The following is a 26,749-nucleotide window of genomic DNA, read 5'->3' as shown; positions in this document are numbered from 1 at the left end:
AGATGAGGAGCCACAACGGGTCAACCTGTTACTATAGCCGGGTTTTGCTCTGCATGCCTGAGGCAGCCATGGGCGGATTGCGCCGCCAGGCGAACGTGCCCTGACAAAGTTTGATACAGATGCGTGCAGACGTTCAAACACTGTATATAATACCAGTATTCAAGTTTCTTGTTTTCACCTGCCGTGAAAAAAACGTGCTGCCGCACGGGAGAGGGCGTCCGCCAGAAAGCGGGTGCTTTGCGCCGCGTGGTCGCTTATAATCCTCGTTTAGTACACTAAACTAACGCGCGGGACACCGGCTCCCGCTGCAGTTCATCAGGAGTTATTCATGGCATCAGTCAACAAAGTCATCATCGTCGGCAATCTGGGCCGTGACCCGGAAATCCGCTACATGCCTAGCGGCGACGCGATCGCCAACATCGCCGTGGCCACTTCGTACAAATCGAAGGACCGCAACACGGGCGAACAAAAAGAATTGACAGAGTGGCACCGTATCTCGTTCTTCGGCCGCCTGGCGGAAATCGTCGGCCAATACCTGAAAAAAGGTTCGTCCGTCTACGTGGAAGGCCGCCTGCAAACCCGTAAATACACGGACAAGGACGGCGTCGAGAAGTACGCAACCGACATCATCGCGGAACAGATGCAAATGCTGGGCGGCCGTTCCGGCATGGGCGGCGACGCCGGCGGTGGCGATGACAGCTACGGCGGTGGCGGCGGCTACGAAGCCCCAGCCCCACGTCAGGCACCGGCCCCGCGTCCGGCACCAGCCCCGGCGCCACGTCCGGCACCGAAGCCGGCGCCGAACTTCTCGGACATGGATGACGATATTCCGTTCTGAACCATAGGTTTTTAGGAATGTAAACATTGACCCGCTTTTCTCTAGGAATAGCGGGTTTTTTTTGTTTACAAAGAAGTTGATGTTTGAATTATGATAATGACTTATCTATTAATTATCTTTAGAGTAAACAAGTGCCAGGCAATCAAGCTCTTCAGGTTCGTAATCTCGTCTTTGTTTCCGGCGAAAGGTTCCCTGCACTAATTAACAGGGACACGGGAGTTCCTGACTTCGAGGTCACTCTCTATGTCCTGACTCAGCTCAGGACTAGAAACCTTTCCGCCTCCACCTTGACTGCTTCTACCCGTTCCGTGATGTTCGGGTTACAGGTGTTGGAGTATATGGGGGTCGATCTTCAAAATCGGATCAATCAGGGAAAGTTGCTTGAGCCGGGAGAGTTTGATTGCCTCATAAACAGTTTCTTTTGGACTCAGGAAAAGCTTCGTCAGGCTTTGAGTCAGTCGACTGAGAAACCTGCTCCGAATCGTGTGCTGAGCCTTGAGTCGGTTCGTCAGTCGGCTCCTGCTGTGGATAACTCACACACCATCAATGCAGATACAGCAGCAACCCGGTTGCTGTACTTTCGTGATTTCTTGAAGTGGAAGGTCGACCGCAGTCTGTTTGCATTGGCAGCAACCCACGAAAACTACCAAGGCTTGACTTCGGCCAAGGAGTTCATGGTAGGTGCCATTAATGCCCGAATGCCCAAGGGCTCTGCCAAGAACGATTTGGATGCGCGCCAAGGACTGTCTTCCGAAGAAACGGTATTACTGCTGGAATCGGTCAAGCTCGACTCAGATCAGAATCCGTGGAAATCTGAATTCATTCGCATACGCAACCGTCTGATCGTTCATTTGCTGCTGAACCTGGGGTTGCGCAAGGGGGAGTTGCTTGGGATTAAGGTAGGTAACATGAACCTTGAGAGGAACGAATTGACCGTTCACCGAAGGGCCGATGACTTCGAGGATCCCAGATCCATTCAGCCCAACGCAAAGACCAATGCAAGGATGCTGTATGTCGATCAAGAGTTGGCTTCTGCCTTGCATGCTTATGTGGTGAAGTATCGACAGGCAGTGAGCGGGGCTCGGCGTCATCCTTTTCTGTTTGTTGCCAATGGAAGTGGTGCCCCCATGTCGATTGCCGCATTGGATGTGGTGTTCTCTGACATCAAAGATAAACTCCCTTCGAAGTTCGAGCGCCTATCCGCTCACATTCTTCGTCACACGTGGAATGACAAATTCTCCGAGGTAATGGACAAGCATGGGGTCGGGGAGGCAAAAGAGGAGGAGGCACGCTCTTATGCAATGGGCTGGAAGTCCGGCTCGGGCACAGCGAAGGTCTACACGCGAAGGCATGTGCGCAAAAAGGCCAATGAAGTATCTCTTGAGTTGCAGGCGCGTTTTTCTTCACTGGACAAGCAATGAACAAGCAACCATTGTTTTTAGATTCAATTACGGAAGGGCAGTCACTGCCATCACAGGCTCGGACACGCAGTGGCGTTGTTTTTGATCCGAGTCAGGATCGGTGGAAATTTCGAGATGGCGTTAAAAACGTCCATTTGGTATTTGATGGTTGGGGACTTGAAAATTCAGAATTAAAAGATGGATTTAAGCGGGCTTTGGCATGGCAAATTAGAAGTATGTCGCCTTCGCATGCAGTCAATATGCATGCGAAGACGAAGCATCTTTTTAAATTTCTGATGAATAATTTTTCTGGTTTGCCGACAGAGATTTCCGGAGAACATTTGATTTCTTATGCTGCTGACCCGATGGTCCTCAAAAAAGGGTATCTCAGTTGCCTCTCTGGCTTTCTGAAGAAGTGGCATGAGTTGGGCTATCCAGGTGTGTCAAAAGGGGCGGTGGACTATCTGAAGTCGGTAAGACTTCAGGGGCATGAAAAGGGGGCCGCTGTCAGGACGATGGACCCCATTTGGGGGCCACTGACGGTCATGGAAACCGAAGCACTGTTGGATGCGCTTTCGGATGCGTTTCGGGATCAAAAGGTCAGCATACAAGATTACCTATTGGTGTGGTTGGTGATCGCCATTGGGATGCGACCTGTCCAGTACGCGAGCTTGAAGGTGTGTGACCTCAAGGTTCTGCAAACTCAAGGTGGTGACGAAACCTTTATGCTTTCGATCCCGCGAGCTAAGCAGCGAGGAGTGGTTGACATGCGATCCATTAAGAAGAATCGAGCTATTCTTCCTGAAGTTGGCAAGCTCATGCTGCTTCACATCCAAGAGGTGAAGTTGCGGTTCGCAGCTCTTTTACCTGATCTTGAGTGGGCGCCGATGTTTCCCGCGATGTCGACTCAGCGCACTGCCGCGGGATATGAGTTCCACAACGGTTCGGCTGCTTTGGCGAACAGAGTCAAACGGGTGCTGGAATCATTGAGCGTGCGCTCACATCGGACGGGTGAGCAAATTCACATTGCTGCGACGCGATTTCGCCGAACGATTGGAACGCGGGCGGCGGAAGAAGGACATGGACCGTTGATCATCGCCGAGATTCTTGACCACACGGACACACAGAGCGTCGGCGTGTACATCGAGGCAACCCCTGCCATCAACGAGCGCATTGACAGGGCGATTGCCATCCAAATGGCGCCGCTTGCTCAAGCTTTTGTGGGCAAGCTCATTAAAAGTGAAGCTGATGCTACGCGAGGTACTGCCCCATCCAGTCGAATCATCGATTTGCGGATTGATCGCAGTGGGCAGGCTATGGGATCTTGTGGCCAGTACAGCCACTGCGGCTTCAGTGCTCCGATTGCCTGCTACAGGTGTTCGTGCTTTGAGCCTTGGCTCGATGGGCCACACGAGGCGGTACTGGCTTATTTGCTCGATAGGCGCGAGAAATTGCTGGTAACCACCGATGAGCGCGTGGCGTCCATCAATGATTTGGCCATTCTCGCTGTCGCTGAAGTGGTGCGACGCTGTGACGAGGTGAAGTTGTCAAAGTTGGAGCGCGCTAATGTCTGATGTTGTGCTGTTCACGCCGCTGGCTGAAAAGACCGCGCAGGAAAATCTGGACGCCTTCATCGGCTTGTGCAAGAGCAAGCTGGCTGTCTTTGGAAAGGATTTGCCTTTTGATGATTTTGTATGGGATATCACTGATACCGTACAAGACAAGGGGAAGAGGTCACGTAAACGAATTTATTTTAGCAACTGGGATACGGTAAACGACCTTGATCCGAAGTCAATGCCTGAGCCATTTGTGTCTTTTGCCAAGGCGTATGTCCGGTATCAGCATGGTCTTAAACCGATTATTGATCAGAGTACGAGGGTAGTGCCGTTGCGCGCCATCTGTAAAGCGCTGCACGAGGTCGGAAAAGCATCTCCGTTGGATGTCGATGGTCATGTGCTGAACCGTGCCGCCCAACTTATTGAAGAGAAGAGCTCGGCAAAGAGCGCGTACAGATTTGGGTGGCAGCTACAGAGTATTTCTGAGTTTTTGACGGAGAAGCGGCTCACCAAAACTGCGCTGAGCTGGAAAAGTCACATCAAACGTCCGGCCGATACCCAGCGAGTGGGTAAAGAGTTCGATGACCGCAGGCGAGAGAGGTTGCCCTCGGCAGCAGATTTGAATGCCGTTGCTGAGGCTTACAGGCTGGCCAAAGAGCCGGAGGATGTAATCATCACATCGATTACGGCCATCATGTTTTCAACACCGGATCGAATCGCTGAAATTCTGACATTGCGAGCAGATTGTGAACACCACGACCGGTTGCCGGATGGGCGAGAGGTCTATGGCTTGCGTTACTGGCCGGCCAAGGGGGCGGATCCCATGATCAAGTACGTCATTCCATCTATGACGGACCTTGTCAAAGATGCGATTGCGAGAATCCGGCAGTACACAGAGAGCTCCAGAGCCTTGGCGCGGTGGTATGAAGCCAATCCAACCTTGCTGTACTTACCCGAACGTCTGAAGCATCTACGCGGCGTAGGTCTGACGCTAGAGCAGGTTTCCGAAATTATTTTTGGTGTACCGGAACTCACGCAAGAGGCAATGACTTGGCTTCGCTACAGAGGGCTGAGAAAACTGGGGGGGCGTTTAAAAGATATGGGGATTCCGTTTGCCGACCTTGAGAAAGCTGTTATCGAGAGCTTGCCCCATAATTTCCCTTATCTGGATAAAGCACTGGGCTTGAAGTATTCGGAGGCGCTCTGTGTGGTTCCCTTACTTACCTTCCATCAGCGGAAGCGGACAAAGTTATATGGTCTCGAGTCGGTTACGCATGGAGTCGTGAGCGACGGATTGGGTGGCCGCGTTGTGCATGGGACATCATCCGTATTTACGCGTGCCGGCATCTCAGGTGTGGATGGGGAGCCTGTCCGGCTCAATACCCATAAGTTTCGGCATTACCTGAACACACTGGCGATGCAGGGTGGCCTGAACGATCTTGACATTGCGAAGTGGTCGGGTCGTAAGGATGTTCGTCAGAACCGCGTGTACGACCATGTCTCTGCGCGTGACAAGCTTGCGTTGATTCGCGATGCGGTTGGGGACCAGTCCAAGATGTTTGGCCCTATGGGACATGCACCAAGCTTGCCGTCCATCAAGCGAGATGAGTTTGCGAATCTTAAGGTCATGAATGCGCACACGACTGAGTTCGGTTACTGCACGCACGATTACGCATCCACGCCGTGCCAGAAGTACCTTGATTGCCTCAACTGTAATGAGCTGGTGTGCATCAAAGGCGACGAGGTTCGAGAAGCCAACATTCGTCGACAAATAGAGGAAACCCGGGGGTTGCTGGTAGCTGCTCGCAAGGGAGTTGAGGAGGGTGCATACGGGGCTGATCGCTGGCTGCAACACCAGACCCAGACCTTGCAGCGTCTTGATGAGTTGAGTGTGATTTTAGATAACCCGATGATCCAGCGCGGAGCCGTGATTCAACTCAAGCATCTGCCGTCGGCGTCTAGGCTGTCCCAAGCCGGGCAGGCGCTGGGCAAGGACTTGTCTAGTACGAGTGATTTGTCGCAAGGCGCTGCCTTGCTGGCTTCGGTGGGCGTTAATGGGTCATTGTTTGGAGATCACGAGTGATGGTTAAGCGGTCCAAAAATTTGGATGACCAGTTGATTCGGGAAATCGTGGAGATTCTGGATGGCTGGTCAGAAGATCTAACGTGGGATGGGCTGGTGGAGGCCGTAGATCGACGCCTAGGGCAGAGATACACCCGACAGGCACTCAACAAGCACGAACGTATCAAACAAGCTTTCACAGTCCGGAAAATGGCCTTGGCGAGTGGGCGTGGCGTGGTGAAGAAGGTCGCCGACCCTGTGCTGCAGATGTCGTTGGATCGACTGGCGCGGGTGGAGGCTGAAAACGAACGCCTCAAAAGAGAGAATGCGGCGCTGCTCGAGCAGTTCGTGCGGTGGACTTATAACGCTGGTCTGAAGGGCCTGACGCTGGACGTACTCAACCTGCCGCTGCCGGCTGTTAACCGTGGGCAGAGTGACCGGGGAGTCAAGCGCATCATGTGATCCCAGCGAAACCCACACTGTGCGGCAAGTGCCGGCCTTTCAAGGGCAACCTTGGCCGCCATTATGCGACAGCTGATGGAAAGCTCGAAGCCTAGGCGTGCCACGGCGCATCGTTAAGCTTCGTGGTGCCGGTCGGCTATACGTTCAACCTGGACGGGGCGGCCATTTTCCTTGGTGTGGCGACTATCTTTATCGTGCAACTGTATGGCATCGATCCGTCGGTGACGTATCCGGACGGATTGGCAAAGTACACCGCGGCTTTCCTGAATATTCTCACCGTCGCCGCCACTCATTCTCAAAACTCGCCGCCATCCATTCTCATAATTTGCCGCCACCACTGGCATAGTCAGTGGCAGGTTCGATATGAATGCTCAGATAGGGAGCAAAATTCTATGTGTCCATGGTCAGTCGCGTCAGGAACGGGGATGGGCAAAAAATGGCAATGTCCACAGTGGGGCAGTATAAGAAGTATCGTCTTGCTTCCCAGCCGATGAGTTCAAGACGGCGCTGAGACGACGCTTACGTTGGAGGCCCGCATGCTCCCTTAAAAGGTCACTGTATTTGTTCTCTGGAGGCGCTACTTCTATCTAATTGTTCCTTTTTCATGCAATACGAAGCAAAAACAGTGTGTCTTGGGGCAATAATAGGCGCAGAAAACAATTTCAGTGACTTTGTCGATGGTTGCGCGGCCCGATGCTGACAGACAGCTTTCGCCCCATTTCAGATATTCGCGTCAGGCCGTCGGTGACTGCATTTCCGCCATCGCCTTAACGCGTTCGATAACGCCAAGAAGTTCCGTATCACACGGATCACCTGTGAACTCAGTTAGCCAAAGATGCCGCGTGGGTTGTCGCTGGAGCTTTTCGGGACTGTCATCGATTATGATGATCTCGTCTGCGGAATACCCGTGCTTCAACGCCTTGCGCAGGTCCTTTATGTACACATAACCGTTACTTTTCGGATCAACCTTCTGAACACACTTTGATACCGCCCATGAAAATGCAACGGGATAGGAAGTTCCAAACAGCTCCTCGGTAACTATCTCAACATAGCGTTCGCTCGATGAAGACCAGACTGCCATATCGAAGTGCGACGCACAGAACCTGATCAGGTCAGACGCAAACGGTCGTACATAGACAAAATATGGGCCAATGCGAAAGGAGTGAGCACAAGGCAAGGCAACCTCAGTCGCATGCACCAAGGTTTCATCTAAGTCGAAGACAATCAGTCGGACCTGCGCCATGTTCTTGCCTTTCGTTGTCGCTTGTGACCGAACCCAGCCGTTCGCGCTAGCATATCAGGTTGTAAAGGTATAAATTTAGCGACTGCATCGGCAGGCTGAATTCGGCCAGGTGTAGTGATTTAATGTACCCGGACACTGATTTAGGCGAGAATGCTCGCCATGGAGAGGTGTTTGATGAGCAAGCAAAGACGTACATTTTCCTCTGAGTTCAAGCAGCAGGCAGCATGCTTGGTATTGGATCAGGGATACAGCCACGTGGAGGCCAGCTGGTCGATCGGCGTCGGAGAATCGCTAATGCGCCGCTGGGTTCAGCAGCTTCAAAACGAAGTGGCTGCCGTCAACCAGTTAAATGACGGCACGAGAGGGACAACGAGACATCAGCTATTACCTGATGCACTGGTATAACTGGATACGACCGCATCAGTTCAACCAAGGACTGGCACCGGCCGTCGTCGAAGAAAAACTTAATATAGTGTTCGGGATGGGTTGACCACTACAGCTTCAGCCTAGTAAGGAACATTTGAAAGTACTACGGAAGAACCGATATGGTGCATGTATTCAGGTCGAGACCCAACCCATAGAGAACGCAGCCGAACTGGCTGATAACTGTGCTGATTCTAGAATAGGCAGGCGATTGGCCGCAGCCATGGCATAGGCATTCTAAGAATGAAAACCATCGTCTGCTTAGACGATCTTATCCCACATATAGCGACAAACTTCGAACGAGATGTGAGTTTTTGTTATTGAAATAAACGAAAAAACAGGCCAACTTCCATATGTAACTTCCTTTTTTGGGGAGCTTATTACATCGACGACGCTGACAGAAAGTATTGCACTTCGTGCCTGTTTCATCAATTCTAGGACTTGTAGTACGGGGGTATTAACGTCAAGTCCTGAAAAATTACAGAAGTCAGCTATCAACATACTGTGGAGGTGGGTTTGCTTGTTTTGTTCAGCATATTTAACTGCAGCATGCATTACTGTTTTCGCTTGAGGCGAAATGCCTGAAGTATAAAATTTATATGTTGTTTTTGTGGTCATTGTTGCAACTTGCTCGGCCCATTGTCCATATCTAGTTGAGCTGTAGCAGGTGCTTCTATGGCTTAGAATTTTCGACCTTAACGTTAAGGTACCTCCCTGCTAGGACTGTTGATAAATACAACGACTTTTGCTGAATGCCTCGCCGCTAGAGTTTAGGTATGCGTTGATAGATCAAAGCGCGTCCGAATTGAAAAATGAAATATCAATTCTACGTTTTTCGTAGAGATTTTTCAAGCCGATCCTACGAATATCGTAGGATGGTAATGAAGCAACCGTCGACAGTATTCGGCAAACGATTGAAAAGTGCACGGCAGAGACTCGGTATCCCCCAGGACCGGCTTGGATGGGCGATTGGGTTGGATGAGCACACAGCTAGCGCTCGTATGAGCCGGTACGAAACTGGCATCCATGAGCCACCCTACTCCTTGGCGCAAAAATTGGCAGAAGCTTTGGGCTTGCAGGTTGCGTATTTTTATGCGGATGATGATGAACTTGCTGAGTTAATTTTGAGGTGGGGGACGTTAAGGCAGATTGAGCGTACGCGACTGATGAGTTTGCTCAACACAGAGTTTGGAGACTGTGATGATTAACTGGCTTGCTTTCGACTCTCGCGAGACCGCTCTGCGTTTTTATCTATAACTCTTGCATTTAATGCATTTCAAGCGATCAGCAGCGATCATCTTTAACAACCTCTTGCCCCCATCATTGCTGGTTATCTTCTGGTGTATACCGGAGCGTACATTAGCCTGGGCGGCCAATCGGGCCGCCAAGCTGGCACCCCCTCCATCGTCCCAGTCTTACTCCGTTGACCCTGGCAGCCCAACAGGGCGATTTACCCGCCAAAGTACTCAGAACGAAATCCACGCGTTCCGGCACGCTGGCCTTGGGCAGCAAGGACACCTCGTACCAAGCGCAGGATATCGTCAAAGGCATATTCAGGCTTGGCCACCCATTCCAACATGGGACGGTACACCAAGCGGTTCGGCCCATCCATGTGTTCAAGCAAGTCGCCGAGCAACGCGCGACGGTTAGGCTTTAAGTCAGAAAATTCTGCTCTTCCATTGGTGACTATTTCTCGGAGAAATTGCCAAGTACTTTAGGTGAAGATCGAAGAATCAGCGTGCTGGGAGTTGGTTCGATGGTAAGTGATATTGTGTGAGATTTTGAAATATTTCCCAAGTTATAATCATCTGTCTGGAGAATATTTCTCCGCTGAACCTTTCGTATTGCGTGGGAATCGACGAGCGTGCTGGATCTATGGGCTTTTTACATGATGGGCCTATGGCGCCGCCGGCCCATGGTATCCCTGTCGCTACTATTGACGGTATTGTGCGCTGGTGTAGCGGTCGCCACGATGGCCTACTGGGACTGTCGTGGACGGGAAACACGTGCTGAACTTTCCGATTTGCTCAATACCACTCCGGGGCTGCACCAAGCGAAGTCCACACCACCGCCTCCTGGCACTGACCTCCCAGCATTCGACAGTGCCCGCTTTACCTCTAAGTTCCAGGCTACCGCGCGTGAGCTGGGCGTCCGCCCCGATGAAATTTTCTATGTGCTCGAAGGCGCGGTGGACCAACCATACCTCCGCTACCGCATCGAGTTTGAGATGAAGTCGGGTTACTTGGAAGTGCGCAAACTGTTGGCTGCCCTGTCAGTGGAGCAGCCGCATGTCGTGCTTGATACCATCCGCTGCCAGCGCGAGAATGCTGGCGTGAGTATCCTGGGTTGCCAATTGGCATTCTCCGCTTTTTTTAGGAAGGCATCCCGTGGATAAGCCGGTTCGCCGGCGCTGGGCCGTGCTGACTGCATTGTTGACGGCAACCATTGCTGCCGTCTTGTATCCGGTTGAGGAGGAGCTTGTCGTGGTTGCGCAGTCTCCCGGCAAGCCCCCATTAAAGTCTGCGGCTGCACCGGCCAGCATGCCCGCTGAGTCAACGCAGTGGCTGTCAGCCGAGGAAAATCCGTTCGCACCACGCATGTGGGCGCCCGCGCCGGCTCCGGTTGAGACGCGCACGGTGGGGCCGGTGATGGCAGCAGAGGCGCCACCGCCACTGCCGCTGCCATTCCGCTACTTGGGGCAGTTGACCGACGCCAGCGACCGGGTGGTCTACCTCGGCATAGGCGAGGAACTGTTGCCGGCGCGGCTCGGCGATACGCTGGACGGCCGCTATAAAGTCGTGGCGCTGACGTCAACCCAGATCGAATTTGAAACCATCAGCTCCGGCTTGCGCCAAGTGCTCGCCTTGCCAGCACAGGACAGCTAATCTATGCCTTTATTTTCTTTACGCAAGGTGGCCAGTGTCACTGTCCTGGTGGCTCTCGGCGGCTGCGCAGGGTATCAGCAGCACCGCGATGGTATGGCCGCTGCCGGACGGCAAGACTACCCCACTGCCATTGGTAAGCTGGCAGAGGCGTCTGCGCTGACCCCCGGCGACCTCACTTACCGGCGCGATTACTTGCGTGTGCGGGAGGAGGCGAGCAGCAAGCTGCTGGCGGCTGCCGTCAGCGCCCAAGTCAGTGGCGACATTAAACTTGCCGAGGACAGATACCGCACTATTTTGAAATTCGATGGTGAAAATTCGCGTGCGCTGGCGGGGCTGGCTCGTTTGGCCGAAAACGCCCAGGCGGACGAGGATGTTGCTGCGGCGCGCAGGGAGCTCAAGCAGGGGAATAGCGCACGCGCTGCCGAGCTGACGGCCGGCGCCCTGCGGCGTATGCCAGGCCATGCACCGGCGCTGGCGCTCCGTGCAAAGCTCGATACACAGGAAGCGCAGCAGCTTGCCGTGGTGCCGCGTCTGAGCAGTCTGTACCGCAAACCCGTTAATCTAGAGTTTCGTGATACCAGCATCAAGATGGTGTTCGATGCCTTGTCGCGCACCACCGGCATCAATTTCATCTTCGACCGCGACGTTCGGCCTGAACAGCGTACGACTGTGTTCCTTAAACGGACCTCGTTGGAAGACGCCATCGATGTCATTCTCTCTACAGGCCAATTGGAAAAGAAGGTCCTTAATGCCAGCAGCGTTTTGATCTACCCGAACACCCAGGCTAAGCAACGCGAATACCAGGATCTGATGGTGCGGGCCTTCTATCTTGCCAACGTCGAGGCCAAGCAGACTGCGGCCATGCTCAAGACCGTGCTCAAGCTCAAAGATATTCACGTGGAAGACAAATCCAATATGTTGCTGCTGCGCGAGAGTCCGGAAACTATCGCACTGGCTGAACGGCTGATTCGCCTGCAGGACTCGGAAGAGCCGGAAGTAATGCTGGAAGTGGAAGTGCTGGAAATTAACCGGTCGCGCCTGATCAACGCGGGGGTGCAGTGGAACAGCCAGTTGACCCTGACGCCGTTGGGTATATCGGGCGATAGTGCGTCGACAATGACGCTGCGCGAACTACGTAACCTGAATTCCGACAGGATTGGCATTACTGTGCCGTCGGCCACTATCCACCTGCAGAAAACTGACGGGGAAGCTAATCTGCTGGCCAATCCCCGTATCCGTGTGCGCGACCGCGAGAAGGCCAAGATCATGATCGGTGACAAAGTTCCTGTGGTGACCACGACAAGCACCAATAACTTTGTCACCGAGAACATCCAGTATCTGGACGTTGGCCTCAAGCTCGAAGTGGAGCCAGACATCCACCTACACGACGAGATCGGCTTGAAACTAACGCTGGAAGTGAGCTCGCTGGTATCGTCTGTGAAAACCAATAATGGCTCGCAGGCGTACCAGATTGGTACGCGTAACGTCACCACCGCGCTGCGCCTGAAAGACGGCGAAACCCAGGTGCTGGCCGGATTGATCAACGACGAAGACCGATCGTCCGGTAACCGCCTCCCCTTGCTGGGCGACTTCCCAATCCTGGGACGCCTGTTCGGCAGCCAGAATGATAGCCGCCAGAAGACCGAGATCGTGCTATCCATCACGCCGCGACTGGTGCGTAATCTGCAGCGCCAGGGACCTGTGGCGGAATCGTTCTGGTCGGGAACGGAGACGACGCTGCGCGACCGCCCGCTGCTGCTCCGTAGCGTGGACGACAAGGTTCAGCCAGCACCAGCCGGCGCTAATGGTGCGGCTGAAATCATTAATACGGCAGCACCACAGGTGCTCAAGCCAGCAACCCTAGCCAGCGCGCCCAACGCTCCCAAGATCAGCTGGTACGGGCCGGCCAGTATCAAGCCTGGTGACAACTTCGCACTGATCCTGAACCTCGACAGCGCGGAGCCACTGCGGGCCGGTTCCGCCCAGCTGGCCTATAACGCCGCCGAGTTCGAAGTGGTCGGCATCGATGACGGCGGTTACTTCAACGCGGGTGGTAAGGGCTCGATGAGCAAGTCGGTCGATGCGGCCAGCGGACGGATTTCGCTGGGATTCGACACCGGCGCTGGTGTACCGGCCAACGGTGCCAAGCCGCTGTTGACCCTGCATTTGAAAGCACGAGGGCAGTCGGCCGATGCCGCCGTCTCGCTGATCGGATTCACGCCGATCGGCGCACAAAGCACGGTTGGCCGTCCGGGCTTGCCCGTGACGCACTCAGTGATGATCGCGCCATGAGGCACTGGCGCCTGCTGGGCGCCAGCCGCGGCTTCAGCCTGATCGAGCTGTTGGCCGCAGCTGCCATTTTGGGCGTGCTGGCGACGGTCGCCGTGCCGGTGGTGCAAACCACCATGCGGCGCGAAAAGGAGCGCGAGCTGCGCCAGGCGCTACGCGACATCCGTCGTGGCATCGATGCGTACCACTCGGCGGTCGTGCGCCGCAGCATCATCGTCAAGATCGAGGATTCTGGATATCCGCCACGCCTGGAGACGCTGACCGAGGGCATCGTCGACGAGAATAACCGGACCGGACCGAAGCTGTACTTCCTGCGGCGGCTGCCACGCGATCCATTCTATCCCGATCGCAAGGCGCCCGCCGTCAGCACTTGGGGCAAGCGCGCTTATGACTCGTCGGAAGAAGCGCCGCGCGAAGGCGCCGATGTTTTCGATGTCTACTCCCGCTCGGCCCAGATGGGACTCAACGGGGTGCCCTATGCGCAGTGGTGAACGCGGCCAGCGCGGCTTTACGTTGATCGAGTTGCTGGTCACGCTGGCCATCCTCGGTCTGCTGGTTTCCGTGGCTGCGCCGCGCTACTTCGGCAACCTCGACCGGGCCAAGGAAGACGTGCTGCGGGAAGATTTATACGTGATGCGCGATGCAATCGACAAGTTTTATTCCGACCATAACCGTTACCCGGATGACCTGGTAGAACTGGTGACGGCGCGCTACCTGCGCAAGTTGCCGGTCGATCCGTTCACGCAGAGCGCCAAGACCTGGGTGCCGGTAGCGCCCGACGATGCAGCGCAGGGTGTCGTTGCGGATGTGCACAGCGGCGCAAGCAATGCCGCCCGCGACGGCAGCTGGCTCAGGGAGTGGTGATATGCGCAGACAAGAGGGATTCAGCTATGTGATCGTGATGTTCCTGGTGGCGGCCTTGTCGCTGGCGGCCGTGCGCGCGCTGGAATCGACTAAGGTGGCGGAGCAGCGCGACCGTGAGGTCGAGCTGCTGTGGCGCGGTATGGCCTATCGCGACGCGATCCACGACTACTACGAGAATGCACCAGGCAGTATACACACCCATCCTGAAACAGTGGCCGAACTGCTGTACGACAGCCGCTTCACCAATCCGCGTCGCCACCTGCGCAAGGCATACCGTGATCCCATGGCTGCAGATGGGGCATGGGAATTGCTTCGCAACGAGGATGGCAGGGTGACAGGCGTGCGGTCACGTTCGGCTGTAGCGCCGCTCAAGCGCGCTGGCTTTCCCGAAGGATTCGATAGCTTCGCGCAAGCCAGGCGCTACAGTGACTGGCAGTTCGTGTACATTCCGGAAAAGAAGCCGCAATGAAACGAGCCAGTTTTTACGGTGGCGCGCGCGGTTTCACCCTGATTGAACTGCTGGTGGTGATCGTCATCATCGGCCTGCTGTCAGCCTTCGTGGCGCCACACTATTTCAGCCATATCGGACGTTCCAAGGCGCAGATCACCAGAGTCCAGATCGAGGCGTTCGCCACTGCGCTGGACCAATACCGCATCGACACTGGCCATTACCCGAGTACCGAAGCCGGTTTGGCCGCGCTAGTCGTGCGGCCGGCGAATGAGCCCCTTTGGCAGGGCGGCTATGTAAAGAAGGGTATTCCGATCGATCCTTGGGGGAATGCCTATGTCTACGTCATACCCGGCAGGGCAGAGCGCGAATACGACCTCTTATCGTATGGCGCCGACGGCAAACCTGACGGTAACGGCGAAGATGCCGATATCGCTAGCTGGAACTAAATCATGCAATTTCGTGCCAAGATTTTGACAACTGCGCGCACTGTCGAAGACATTTCGGTCGACGCAGCCGGCGAAGCCGAAGCCCGCCAGCTGATTGCAAGCAGCGGGGGGCGCGTACTCGAGCTGCGTGCCGGAGGGGCCTTGCCTGCGTTGCGTTCCGCCCGCAAAGGTTTCGACCTCAAGGTGTTCAACCAGCAGATGCATTCGCTGCTATCTGCAGGGCAGACCGTGGTCGATGCAATCGATTTGCTGGGGCGTAACGACCGCAAGCCGGGCAGCAAGGCCGTGTGCGAGGCACTGTTGCGGGCGTTACGCCAGGGCCAGCAACTGTCAGATTCCATGGCCGCTTTACCGTCGGTTTTCCCGGAACTGTATGTGGCCATGGTGCGCGCCAGCGAAACCACAGGTTCGATCCGGGCATCGATCGAGCGCTACATGTTGTACCAGCGCCAGGTCGACGAGATCCGCGGCAAGCTGGCCGCAGCCGCTACCTATCCCACGGTCCTACTGGGCATCGGCTCACTGGTGATCGCTTTTTTGATGCTGTACGTGCTGCCGCGCTTTGCCGCAGTGTATGACGACGTGGGCACCATGGGCGCCAGCCAGGCTGGCGTAGCCCGGTGGTGGGGCGCATTCGTGCAGGAGCATACCTTGATCGCCTGGGGCGCGGTGATTGCCACCTACGGGGCGGTGGGCGCTGCCATCCTGCATCCCGCGCTGCGGGCCGCGCTGTATATCCGGGTGATGCGTTCGCCGTGGATCGGTGAGCGCTTGCGGATGATGCAATTGGGGCGGCTGTACCGCACATTGAGCATGCTGGTCAGGAGCGGCCTCAGCGTACTCGCCGCCATGCGCATGGCGCGCGCCTCGCTGCCACTGGTCCTGCACGATAATCTGGACCAGGCAGTGCGCCTGATCAGCGAAGGACGGGCGATGTCGTACTCGATGCAGCAGTGCGGCCTCAGTACCGAGATCGCGGTACGCCTGTTGGAAGCGGGTGAGTCGTCCGGCAACCTGGAAGAAATGATGGGGCATATCGCCGATTTTTATGACCAGGAGACGGCGCGCTGGATCGACTTGGCCGGACGCTTGATCGAACCTGTGCTGATGCTGGCTATGGGCCTGGTGGTGGGCGCCATCGTCCTGATGCTGTACAGCCCGATTTTCGACCTGGCCAATATTGTATGAGTGAGATTGTTATGGAATTGCAACAAATCGCGGCCGCCTGCAAGGAGGGGGCACCTGCTAAGTGGCTGGAGCGGCTGGCCGCCCGGCACGGTTTGGCGCCCGACGACGCCTTGGAACCGGCGGCAGTCCTGCTCGGCTACCCGGTGCTGGCGGACGTGAACCTGCTTGGCGTGCAGCCAGATTTCGCGCTGGCCGAGTACGGTGAAATGGTACGCCGCCATACACTGGTTGGCCGCCTGGATGGCCAGTTGGTGGCCGTCCAGGGGCTGCCGCTGCAGGACAACTTGGGAGCATGGCTGGCCACGCTGAACATCGAGCATTGGTTCCTGGCCAATCCTGTATCTCTGCTGGCGGCACTTGAGTCGCACGAAGCCATGTTCAGTGCGGTGGCCGATGCGGTTGGTGCCGACTTGGTTGTCGAGGCGGAGCGTGACCTGAGCGGCGAACTGACGCTGACTGCTATCCAGGGAGAGGCCAGTCCCGCCGTCAAGCTAATCAATTCGACCGTGTTTGACGCCTTGCGCCTGGACGCAAGCGACATTCACCTTGAAACCTTGCCGCAGGGCCTGCAGATCAAGTTCCGCATTGACGGCGTATTGAGCCGTATTGCCATGGTGCCTAGCACCGCCTTGGCGGAGCAGGCGATCGCCCGCGTCAAGGTGTTGGCCGAGCTTGATATTGGCGAGAAGCGCATCCCGCAGGATGGCCGCTTCCGCGTGGGTTCGCGCGGGCGCGACATCGATATCCGGGTATCCATCATGCCCAGCATCTTTGGCGAAGATGCAGTGCTGCGCGTACTCGACAAGAAAGCCCTGATGGACGGCGTCCAGCGCCTGACGTTCGATTCGCTGGGTTTCGACGACCAAACGATCGGTCTGCTGCGCCGCCTGGCATCGGAGCCTTACGGCATGATGCTGGTGACGGGACCTACCGGCAGCGGCAAGACCACGACGCTGTATGCGGCGCTGACGGAAATCAATCACGGCGAGGACAAGTTCATCACCATTGAAGATCCGGTCGAGTACCAGTTGCCCGGCGTGCTCCAGATTCCCGTCAACGAGAAGAAAGGGCTGAGTTTTGCCGTGGGGCTTCGCTCGATCCTGCGACATGATCCCGACAAGATACTGGTGGGTGAAATTCGCGATGCCGAGACCGCGCAGATCGCCGTGCAGTCGGCGCTCACCGGCCACATGGTGTTTACTTCAGTACACGCCAACAACACTTTCGACGTCATCGGCCGCTTCATGCACATGGGTGTCGATCCGTATAACTTCGTCTCGTCGCTGACCGGCGTGGTGGCACAGCGTCTGGTGCGCCAGAATTGCCCACACTGCACGGTTCCCATGCAGCCCGACGCGGCTATGCTGGCCGAATCCGGCATTGCTGATCCGGGCAGCTATCACTTCATGGCGGGCGCCGGCTGCAGTCATTGCCGCAACAGCGGCTACAAGGGCCGGCGCGCCATTGCCGAGGTGCTGCGGCTGACCGACGACATGCGCGAATTGATCGTGGCGCGCGCGCCAGCACGTGCGCTGAAAGAACAGGCACGACGGCAAGGCACACGTTTCCTGCGCGACGTCGCGCTGGATCTGGTCAGGTCAGGTCGCACCACTTTACAGGAGGTCAATCGTGTCACCTTTGTGGCTTGAGCGCCGTGCGCTCGGCATCTTTCCCGGTCGGACCTGGTTATACACCGGCAGGCAGCTGGTCAGCCCGCCAATCGGCGCTGTGGCTGGCGTGGCGCTGGCCGACATGCTGCTGGCGCAGCGGCCGGCGCCGCGCTGGTGGCCCCTGCACCTGGACGTTACCTTGAGCGATGAAATAGCCCGCATGGTGGTGCTGCCGTGGCAGGATACCTTGCGCACAGCTGCCCAGCAGATGCGCTATGCGGAAGCCTGCCTGGAGGATGTTGGCGCGACAGTTGCCGCTGGTTGGACCATGCAATATGGTTACCGCCGCCACGGTAAGGCGGGCATGGCGTATGCATTGCCTGTTGTTGAGCTTGAGCGGCTGAGGACGCTCGCGGCTGCCCATCACCTGCGCCTGCGCAGCGTGCTTCCGGTGGCGGCAGCCGCGTACTGGCGCTATCCGCTAGCGCAGCGCCGTGCGGCGCTCCTGCTTCTGGCAGAAGCAGGCCGCTACACGTCGCTGCGCTTCGAGCACGGCGCCTTGGCAGCCGTCGATGTGCAGCCTGCTGGAGCCGAGCGTGATCTTGCGCTACGGCGCCTGATGCGGCGGTCGCAGGCACAGGCGAGCGCCATCGAACGGATTGGCAGCTGGAGCTTTGACGGTGGCGCGGTACCCTGCGATCCGCTCGCGGCATCCTACCCGGACGCAGTGCTGCAGACGCTGGATCACAGGAGCTGGGAATGATGGGGTCTGAGTATCAGGCCCTCATGCGTCCGCGCCCGCGTGCTCAAGCATGGCTGTGGCTGTCTGTCATTGGCATTACGGCTGCAGCTGCCTGGACGGCAGACAGGGCGCTGCAGGCAGCAACGGATGCCCGGCAGTCAGAGGCGATCCTGGCCAAGGTGCGCCTGCAGCAGCGCAGTATTCCAACACCAAAGCCGTCCCGCGAGGAAATCGAGCGGGCTAAGCGCTGGGATGCGCTGGCGGCAGAGCGGTCTTATTCCTGGTATCCCTTGTTTCGGGCACTGGAGCAGGCGAATAATCAGGATATTGAACTGCTGGAGTTCATTCCGGACAAGCTAGGGGGGAAATTGATTTTGCGCGGGGAGGCCCGAAGTGTAGAGGCATTGAGTGCTTATTTGACGTCGCTCGCTGAGCAGAGAGGATTCAATGGCGTGTATTTGGCACATCAGAAAAACGTTACGCGCAGTGGTTTAGTGGTGCTGGCTTTTGAAGTTCGTACTGACGTGGCGCCGTAACGTTCGGGCTAGGAGCGAAGATGGGGCGCACGGCGCGCGTTCTGAATAGCGTCCTTACCCACAACCGGCAAAGGAATACATTGCAAATTAAAAATAGTTGTCAAAAGTGAATATTGGTTAGAATTTAATGATTTCATTTCGCTCACAATAGTTGCTCTCTGAAATTTCGTCATATCGGCGGTTCTGGCCAATATGGTAAGAGTATTGACTGGCAGGGCAGGACGCGGTGTCAATCTGCGGGAGCTGTACGTTATGGAGCAGCCTCCGGTGCGGTTTCATCGATGCACTGGTTTAGGGGGAAATAAGTGTCCGAGGCAGCTCAAGTTCAGCAGTCTCGCGTGCCCGCAGTTCGCGTGCTGCACGCGTTGGCTTACTTGCAAGTCGGTAAGATTTTATAAAACCACCATGTGATCAGATGAGGTGGGCCGATCAGCACCGACATTTATCATTGGTACGCGTATTTATACTGCAACACTTCTGAAAAAAATGTTTTAAATTTCTATCGCAGCATTGTTCTTCGAAAAATATATTTGTTGGCCGTGCGGTGCTCATGCGTGGGAACAAAATAGTATGACTCCAAGGCTATTATGAAAATTTCGGTTGGCAAACGGTTGAACTGTCTTTTCGCATCAGCGGCAGAAAAATTGTTCACATTCTCTGCTGTGTTTTTTTCTGTCACAGTGCTGTTCTTATCCGTCCCGGATAGCGCAAACGCCGGCTGCATATCGGGTCGGTGTAATGCACCTGTCATCGATACGCTTTCACCGAATAGCGGCACCGTCTTCCCTGCGACTCAGAACATTACGGTTTCTGGTCGGGCGCTCGGCAATATTGTCTGGTCACCAATAGGCGATCCCTATACCTTTGTTATTCGAAGAGTCGATATCTATTTAGACGGCAATGTGGTAGGGCAAGCGAATTTGGGGGCGATGCAATACCGAGACGACGAAACTCCCTATAATGATTTTAGTTACACTTTTATTGGCGGCTTGCCTGTGGGCGCACATACGCTCGGTGCGAAGCCATTCGATAATGGCTCCAATGCTGCCAACGGGGCTGGCTTGGTGAGGACGGTGTCGATCACCATTTCTCCGCCGCCTAACATTCCTCCCTCAGTAAGTATTGCACAGCCAGCCAATGGTACGGTTTTTCCCTATGGCACTCGGGTTGACGTGGTCGCCATGGCGTCGGACGTCGATGGGAGTGTTAGTCGAGTCGAGTTCTTCGATAATGGCCAATACTTGGGTATCGCCAACGCACCGCCTTATTCAGTTGTACTGCCCAATCCGACATCAGGGTCACATACACTCACCGCAAAGGCCACTGACAACAGTGGCGGAGAAAAAACTGCCAGCGCGACGATTCATGTCGCAGCAAATACACCGCCTGCGGTGGCGATCGCCTCACCAGGCGAGGGGGCCAGCTTTGCCTATGCAGCCAACATACCCGTCTCCGTCAGCGCTTCGGATTCGGATGGAAAGGTTGTGAAAGTCGAAATATTCGACGGATCGATGCTCCTGGGAACCTTTTCATCTGCGCCGTATAATGTAACACTGACGCAAGCGGCGACAGGACGCCACGTTTTGACGGCCAAAGCTTACGATAACTACGGATTAACAAACGCAACTTCCGTCACGATCAATGTTGCTGATGCACCGGTTACCCCGCCACCAGTCGGCATCGATTTAAGCACTGCCGATGCAGGTACACTGCCTGGTGCCTTGAGCGTCGGGGCAGATGGCCAGGCACGGTACAGTGTCGCGTTGGCTGTGCCTCCCGGTACTGCTGGCATGCAACCGGCGCTATCACTGAATTATGTGAGCAACGGCAGCAACGGTATGGTGGGACTGGGCTGGTCGCTTGGTGGATTGTCTTCCATTCACCGCTGTGCAAAGACGATTGCTCAGGATGGCATCGCCGGGCGTATCGCGTTCGATACCGCAGACCGACTTTGTCTCGATGGGAAACGTCTGTTGCGTGCGGATGGCCCTGTTCCCGGGACAAACGAGAGCGGGCGCGACGCGATTTATTGGGCTGCCGGGGCACAGTACCGTACCGAGTTGGAGGGCTATGCGCGTATTACGCGATGGAATTCAGGTTTCAAGGTCGAAGAAAAAAATGGGCTTATTCGCTACTTTGGCATAGACGGTAACAGCGCTATTGCAGCCCAGGGGCGCAGCGACGGGCAACCATTAGTATGGGCGCTGGCCCGCGTTGAAGATCGCTCCGGCAATTACCTGACAGTCAGGTATAACGTTGACACGACCACCGGCGAGTACACGCCAAACCAGATTCACTACGGCGGCAACACCACCGCGGGTACGGCACCGGATATTATTGTCCGCTTCGGCTATGCCGGGCGCAGCGATGCGCAAACCCAGTACATGGGCGGATCGCGCAATGACTTGCGCAGCCTCCTGACGCATGTGAAAACGTACATTAATACCGCAGCCGATGGGTCAGGTGGAACGTTGACGCGCGATTACGAAATTGCTTACACCAATAGCGCAGGTAGCGGTAGAAGCTTGGTAACTTGGATCCAGGCGACGGCACGCCATCCTGTGACGGGAGCCATGGAACCATTACCGCGCACCGATTTCAACTGGGGACATGGGGGCGTGCCGAAGCTGGAGCTGAAACAGCAGTTCGACGTCTACGTGTCGGGTGATGGCGACACTTACCCCTTGGGTCCTGTTGTTACTGGCGCCGTACATGGGGACAAGGTGAGCTCGGTCCTGGTGCCTGCTATCAAATGCGGCTTCCCCGTGTGCCGCGATTTCTATTTGGAAAATACCGTCAACATATATGGTATTCACGGAGAGTTTTGGCATGTCCAGCTGGACTTCTCGCAACTGACTGGTCAGTACGACATGATGCTGGCAGGGGATCTGAATGGCGATGGTATCGACGATCTCGTTTTGCGAGGCTCCGGACGCTGGGCTTACTGTCTGGCTCAACAGCCTTCCGGCAACGTTCCAGCTTTTTCCCCATGCCAGTTTGGCGGGACATTACCAAATATTGGTAAACGGGCTGCGTCCCTGCTGGCCAATTTTGATGGTAATGGTAAGTCACAGCTGCTGTACTTCGACGAGGCAAGGCAGGCGCATGTATGTGGTTATAACGGTACCGTGACATGCCGAACAGTAACCACGAGTGCGCCTGCCGGCGTAGAGCTGCGTGATCTCATCCCCATAGCCTTGAGCAAGCAGGGACAGTCGGACTTTTATATGGTCCGCGATCCGGTGCTATATCCGGATTCTCCACAATTAAATGTAACCATTTGCCGCATGTTCCAGTCGGGACTGCAATGCAGCATTGTCGATGCCGGCGACCGTTTCAGTGCAGGTTTGGGAGCGGGGGACACCAATGGTGATGGCCTGACTGATTTCTTCTACGGCGTAACCAACGGCAGCAAACTTTGTCTCAGTACAGAGACGGGCGTCAACTGCAGACCGATGGCAGTGCGGGGCGCGGTCGCCGAAGCGCATACCCAAGTGGGGTTCGGCTATTATTTTTCCGGCATTGCCGACATGCTGGGCGATGGTGTCAATCGTTACTGGGGCTACAGCGCCCAGGCCAGTCGTCCCGATGTGTTGTGCCAGGTGAAGGATGGAGCAGAGACATGTCAGCCGGTCGACATGAGTGGCTTGCCGACAGTGTGGCCGCGCGCGAGGTCGCAACAGGTCTTCATCGATGGTAGCGGCGTTCCCGCGTCTCTTAATTGCGATCCTGAGGCACAGCCCAAAAACTCCAGTTTTATTCAGCATTGCTCGGTTACGTCGTTGGTGGTGTCTGCTGAGCGTGATCGCTTGACCAGCGTCAGTAACGGTCTTGGTTATACCATGCAGGTTGACTATGCGCGGGGCAATGATTCGGCGGTATACAGCCGCTTTGCCAACGTTGCAGGCAACTCACAGCGAGCGGTATATCCACAGAAAGAAATCGATCCAGGCGTGGTGGTGAAACAACTGCGTCACTCGAATGGACAAGGCGGCTGGATTTACAGCGATTACCGATATGCCGGCGCCATGGTCGATGCGCTCGGACGCGGTTCACTGGGATTCACCACGATGAGTGTGGTCGACGTCGCGGCAGGTTTAACCATGGAAGGCACATACTCTCAGAACTTCCCGTTTACGGGTATGGAAATCGGGAAGCGGAAGTTCTCCGGTAGCTGCGAACTGGAAAATACATCGTATAGCCTGGCGCAGACTACGCTGCCTTTGACCAGCGGCGCGGTCAATTATTTCCCCTACCTGGGGGGAGTCACCACAGTCAGCCGTGACCTGGATTGCAGTAATCTGGGTACCACGCGCGTGGTCAATGAATACAATGATGGATGGGGGAATCTGAACGTACAAACGACGAACACGGAAGGAGGCGGGCGCAGCTTTAGCCAAGTGGTCACCACCGGGTATTTCACCGATGGCGGCGTCAACTACCTGGCGGGCCTGCCACGCTCTGTCGTTACTACCCGCACCGATGGCACGAGCGTCTCGCGTGAAGTCGCATATACCTACAACAGCACCAGCGGGCTGCGTGAAACGGAAACCATCGCCCCGAACCATGCTGCGTTGACGATCAAAACCACATATGATCGTAGTGGTAATTTGTTTGGACAGGTGAACAAGGTAATCCAGACTTGGTCCGATCCGGCTTGCAGCGCTGCCGGGTGGCCCCAGGCCGGATGCGTCGCCGCCAAATCGCGTACGGTAAGCGACACCATGTACGATGCGAAAGGGCGCTTCCCTCTGACGCTCAAGAATGCGTTGGGCCACACGAGCAGTCAGACTTTCGACCCGGCGACCGGCGCCATGGTTACCCGACGCGATGCCAACAATCTGCAGACCAGCTGGACGGTGGACGGGCATGGACGGATACAAGTCGAACGCCGCGCGGATGGAAATGAGACACGCAGCTATTTCAAGCGCTGTGCTGGTGATTGTCCTTTCAATGCCAACACTGCACAAGTGACTGAAGTGTTTCATGGCAATGATCGGGTCGTGGTGCCGCAAGTGGCATACCGCGACAGTGCGGGTCATGTGGTGCGCGGCATGACTTGGGGCTTTGATGGCCGTGCAATCTTGACCGACCAGGCATACGACGAGCGCGGGCGCCTGGTCACGAGTTATCATCCCCGCTTCCTGAACGAGGCTGCGGTGCTGGCTAGCCGCCTGGAGTACGATAACCTCAACCGCGTCACCGCGACGGTAGTTCCTGATGAAGCTGGCGTCGAGCGTCGCAGTACGATCCAGTACCGTGGGCTGATAATCGAACAGATCAATGCCAAGCAACAGCAGCGAACCGAAACACGTGATGTGCTGGGACTGTTGCGCTCCGTGCTGGACTCCAACGCGCCGCGCGGCACAACCTCGTTCAGCTACGAGCCATTTGGCGCACTGTCGACGACAACCGATCCCAACGGCAATGTGATTCGGGTCGACTATGATGGACTCGGACGCAAGATCGGTTTGCGCGACCCGGATCTCGGCTGGATTGCCTACGACGTCGATCCGCTTGGTCAGGTGTATGCGCAAACGAGTCCAGTGCAGCGTGCTTCCGGCCACAAGAACTGGATGGCATATGACTTACTTGGCCGGATGACGGCGCGCTATGAGACATCTTCGGTGCACGCTCTGGAAAGTCACTGGGTCTTCGACACGGCGGCAATGGGGGTTGGCCAGCTCGCCGAAGCATTTACAGGACAAGTAAACAACAAGGACTATCGTCGCATTCACACCTATGACGAGCTCGGACGTCCCAAGCTGACGACCCAGTATCTTGCTGACGGGGCGTATTCGGCATTGACCACATATGACACCTGGAGCCGGGTTGTGGGGCAGAGCTATCAGCGCGGCAATGACGCGGCCAAGGTGTTCTCGACGCGCTTCAATAACTATGGTTTTACGGCGCGCCTGGAGCGTGGCCCATTGGTGCTGTGGCAGGCGACGCAGCAAGATGCGTCTAACCGCGCGGTGAAATCAGCACTGGGCAACGGTTTGCTTCAGTCGCAAAGCTATAACGCCTACACTGGAAGGCTGGAACATGGTGCGGTGACGTTGGCCAGTGGGGCTGCCCGACTTCAAGAGAATTATCTTTACGATGTGCTTGGCAACGTTAAAGAGCGCAGCCAGTATTGGGATGTAGGCGGTTTCCAGGAGAGCTTTGAATATGATGGCTTGAACCGCTTGTCCAGCAGCCAGGTGCTGGGCAAAGCGGCGCAGCAGTTTACCTATGATGCGGCAGGCAACATCTTGAGTAAAACAGGCCTTGGCACCTACATGTATCCGGCAGGCGCCAATGCTGTGCAGCCGCATGCGGTCCAAAGTGTGAGCGGAATTTCGGGAACCTTCGGCTACGACAACAATGGCAACATGGTGAGTGCTGCCGGCAAGACGGTGACATGGACCAGCTTTGATATGCCGTTGACCATCAAGAAGGGGGCGGCAAAGGCCACCTTCTACTATGGTCCCGAGCACCAGCGCTTGCGCCAGTTGCGTGGCGAGGACAACGTTATCTATGCAGGTGTGCAGGAGGTGGAATCGAGCGCGAGTGGTGGCGTCAAGGTAAAAACCTATTGGCCAGGTGGCGTCGGCATGGAGGTTGACGAAGCGGGCGTGACGAAACTACACTGGTCGCACGTAGATCGTCTTGGTAGCTTAATTGCTTACACGGGCGAAGACGGCACCATCCGTGTGGACGGCAGACTTGAGTACGACGCCTGGGGCAAGCGACGCAGTGTGGCCGATCATGTCAGTGTCGATGACAGTATCGATGGCGCGATTGACAATCGCGGCTTCACCGGACACGAGATGCTGGACCAGTTGGATCTGGTGCACATGAATGGGCGCGTGTACGATCCGTTGCTGGGCAAGTTTATGTCAGCTGATCCGGTGATCCAGGATCCTACGAACGGACAGAACTATAACCGTTATAGTTATGTGCTGAATAATCCGACCAACCTGACCGATCCTACTGGATTCCGGTTTGAAGGATATGTCACCGGATCGAATATATACAAGAAAGATGCATCCTATATTGATGCTTTGGTGGACACCCAGAACTTGTCATTCTCGGACGCCAATGCCATTAAAGATGGTATAAATAGTGCTGCGGGCAGACCGGCTTTGGCAAACGCGGGTACTCGTTCGGAAGGGGAAAGCAAAGGTTCGGCAAGCGGGGGAACTGCCCCGGCGACTGGTGGCGGTGAGGCTACTGGCGGCACTACTCAAGCCGTAGCAATGCAGCGTACCGCTGACAAGGTGGCGGGCGCTACTTTCGGTGCTATGGTTGGAGCGACCGCAGGTGTGGCTGTTTCGGCTGGATGTGACATCGCCTCGGTCGGGGTTTGTGCCCCGGCAAATCCCGCCATAGTTGCAACAGGCGTGGCTGGCGGTGCGGTCGTGGGTGCTTTGGTTGTACCTCCTTTCATGGAATCTAGCAGGCTACTTGCGAAGAATATCGCCGCCTTCGCCAGTCAGTTGAAATTGCCAGGACAACATTCTCACCATATTGCGGCGGAAAACGATCCGCGGGCAGCCTTGTCGGTCGCAATTCTTAATAACAATGGAATGAGTGTTAATAGCGCGTTCAACGGAATGAATATGAATAGTTCCTACCATGCTCGCATTCATACGGACGTATATCATGCTGCGGTGACGGGAGCCCTAGTTGGATCCAAGTCGTATGTTGATGTTGCTGTGAGGTTAACTGCGATCAAGGCGCAAATATATATGGGAATTTTCCCTTTTTAAT

At 55.9% G+C, this 26,749-nt stretch carries 20 protein-coding genes and 2 pseudogenes; 21 read left to right on the top strand and 1 reads right to left on the bottom strand.

Annotated elements, in window-relative coordinates; all coding sequences use genetic code 11:
- The first annotated feature begins 328 nt into the window (after positions 1 to 328).
- From ssb to O3301_RS28620, 6 genes are all read left to right on the top strand, one after another.
- On the top strand, positions 329 to 838 hold the full coding sequence (ssb, locus tag O3301_RS23565; RefSeq protein ID WP_034781209.1) for a single-stranded DNA-binding protein: 510 nt from the start codon (positions 329 to 331) through the stop codon (positions 836 to 838).
- 131 nt (positions 839 to 969) lie between these two features.
- A complete protein-coding gene (locus tag O3301_RS23560; protein WP_305057666.1) occupies positions 970 to 2,259 on the top strand; it encodes a site-specific integrase in 1,290 nt (429 codons plus the stop codon).
- Positions 2,256 to 3,812 carry a site-specific integrase gene (locus tag O3301_RS23555; protein WP_305057665.1) on the top strand — a complete coding sequence of 519 codons (1,557 nt, stop codon included), beginning with the start codon at positions 2,256 to 2,258 and terminating at the stop codon, positions 3,810 to 3,812. Before O3301_RS23560 ends, O3301_RS23555 begins: the two co-directional genes overlap by 4 nt.
- On the top strand, positions 3,805 to 5,877 hold the full coding sequence (locus O3301_RS23550) for an integrase (protein ID WP_305057664.1): 2,073 nt from the start codon (positions 3,805 to 3,807) through the stop codon (positions 5,875 to 5,877). Before O3301_RS23555 ends, O3301_RS23550 begins: the two co-directional genes overlap by 8 nt.
- Positions 5,877 to 6,317: a hypothetical protein gene (locus O3301_RS23545; protein ID WP_305057663.1), complete on the top strand. Its 441-nt coding sequence runs from the start codon at positions 5,877 to 5,879 to the stop codon at positions 6,315 to 6,317. Before O3301_RS23550 ends, O3301_RS23545 begins: the two co-directional genes overlap by 1 nt.
- A 122-nt stretch (positions 6,318 to 6,439) precedes the next feature.
- Positions 6,440 to 6,811, top strand: a complete 372-nt coding sequence (locus tag O3301_RS28620) for a cation:dicarboxylate symporter family transporter (protein ID WP_369812232.1) — start codon at positions 6,440 to 6,442, stop codon at positions 6,809 to 6,811.
- A 239-nt stretch (positions 6,812 to 7,050) separates the two neighbouring features.
- Here the strand turns inward: O3301_RS28620 and O3301_RS23535 are convergent, their stop codons facing one another.
- Positions 7,051 to 7,560 (bottom strand): HAD family hydrolase, encoded by a 510-nt coding sequence (locus O3301_RS23535; protein ID WP_305057662.1) that lies wholly within the window; start codon positions 7,558 to 7,560, stop codon positions 7,051 to 7,053.
- A 174-nt stretch (positions 7,561 to 7,734) separates the two neighbouring features.
- On the opposite strand from O3301_RS23535, the pseudogene O3301_RS23530 reads away from it, so the two are divergent.
- From O3301_RS23530 to O3301_RS23460, 15 genes and pseudogenes are all read left to right on the top strand, one after another.
- A pseudogene (locus O3301_RS23530) lies at positions 7,735 to 7,887 on the top strand (transposase); the annotation flags it as partial.
- Positions 7,868 to 8,050 (top strand): annotated as a pseudogene (locus tag O3301_RS23525) (IS3 family transposase); the annotation flags it as partial. The pseudogenes O3301_RS23530 and O3301_RS23525, both read left to right, overlap by 20 nt.
- A gap of 814 nt (positions 8,051 to 8,864) precedes the next feature.
- Positions 8,865 to 9,191 (top strand): helix-turn-helix domain-containing protein, encoded by a 327-nt coding sequence (locus O3301_RS23520; RefSeq protein ID WP_369812231.1) that lies wholly within the window; start codon positions 8,865 to 8,867, stop codon positions 9,189 to 9,191.
- A 707-nt stretch (positions 9,192 to 9,898) separates the two neighbouring features.
- Positions 9,899 to 10,378, top strand: a complete 480-nt coding sequence (locus tag O3301_RS23515) for a hypothetical protein (protein ID WP_305057661.1) — start codon at positions 9,899 to 9,901, stop codon at positions 10,376 to 10,378.
- Positions 10,371 to 10,868, top strand: a complete 498-nt coding sequence (locus tag O3301_RS23510; RefSeq protein ID WP_305057660.1) for a hypothetical protein — start codon at positions 10,371 to 10,373, stop codon at positions 10,866 to 10,868. Before O3301_RS23515 ends, O3301_RS23510 begins: the two co-directional genes overlap by 8 nt.
- Positions 10,869 to 10,871: 3 nt before the next feature.
- On the top strand, positions 10,872 to 13,160 hold the full coding sequence (locus O3301_RS23505; protein WP_305057659.1) for a secretin N-terminal domain-containing protein: 2,289 nt from the start codon (positions 10,872 to 10,874) through the stop codon (positions 13,158 to 13,160).
- Entirely contained in the window at positions 13,157 to 13,648 is a 492-nt protein-coding gene (locus O3301_RS23500) for a type II secretion system protein (protein ID WP_305057658.1), read from the top strand. Before O3301_RS23505 ends, O3301_RS23500 begins: the two co-directional genes overlap by 4 nt.
- Positions 13,635 to 14,021, top strand: coding sequence for a type II secretion system protein (locus tag O3301_RS23495; RefSeq protein ID WP_305057657.1), 387 nt, complete (start codon positions 13,635 to 13,637; stop codon positions 14,019 to 14,021). The genes O3301_RS23500 and O3301_RS23495 overlap by 14 nt, the downstream gene beginning before the upstream one ends.
- Before the next feature lies 1 nt (position 14,022).
- Positions 14,023 to 14,490, top strand: a complete 468-nt coding sequence (locus tag O3301_RS23490; protein ID WP_305057656.1) for a type II secretion system protein — start codon at positions 14,023 to 14,025, stop codon at positions 14,488 to 14,490.
- Positions 14,487 to 14,918, top strand: coding sequence for a type II secretion system major pseudopilin GspG (gene gspG, locus O3301_RS23485; RefSeq protein WP_305057655.1), 432 nt, complete (start codon positions 14,487 to 14,489; stop codon positions 14,916 to 14,918). Before O3301_RS23490 ends, gspG begins: the two co-directional genes overlap by 4 nt.
- A gap of 3 nt (positions 14,919 to 14,921) precedes the next feature.
- Positions 14,922 to 16,106, top strand: a complete 1,185-nt coding sequence (locus tag O3301_RS23480) for a type II secretion system F family protein (RefSeq protein ID WP_305057654.1) — start codon at positions 14,922 to 14,924, stop codon at positions 16,104 to 16,106.
- Between the two features lie 11 nt (positions 16,107 to 16,117).
- A complete protein-coding gene (locus tag O3301_RS23475; RefSeq protein WP_305057653.1) occupies positions 16,118 to 17,755 on the top strand; it encodes a GspE/PulE family protein in 1,638 nt (545 codons plus the stop codon).
- Positions 17,736 to 18,479, top strand: a complete 744-nt coding sequence (locus O3301_RS23470; protein ID WP_305057652.1) for a hypothetical protein — start codon at positions 17,736 to 17,738, stop codon at positions 18,477 to 18,479. The genes O3301_RS23475 and O3301_RS23470 overlap by 20 nt, the downstream gene beginning before the upstream one ends.
- Complete coding sequence (locus O3301_RS23465) at positions 18,476 to 18,994, top strand: hypothetical protein (protein ID WP_305057651.1); 519 nt, start codon at positions 18,476 to 18,478, stop codon at positions 18,992 to 18,994. Before O3301_RS23470 ends, O3301_RS23465 begins: the two co-directional genes overlap by 4 nt.
- A 587-nt stretch (positions 18,995 to 19,581) precedes the next feature.
- Positions 19,582 to 26,748 carry an Ig-like domain-containing protein gene (locus O3301_RS23460; protein ID WP_305057650.1) on the top strand — a complete coding sequence of 2,389 codons (7,167 nt, stop codon included), beginning with the start codon at positions 19,582 to 19,584 and terminating at the stop codon, positions 26,746 to 26,748.
- Position 26,749 lies beyond the last annotated feature (1 nt).

Origin of the sequence: Janthinobacterium sp. SUN211 (assembly GCF_030587315.1) — a bacterium.
In the GTDB taxonomy this organism is placed as follows: Bacteria; Pseudomonadota; Gammaproteobacteria; order Burkholderiales; family Burkholderiaceae_D; genus Janthinobacterium; species Janthinobacterium kumbetense.
This window is presented reverse-complemented; position numbering and strand designations above follow the sequence as displayed.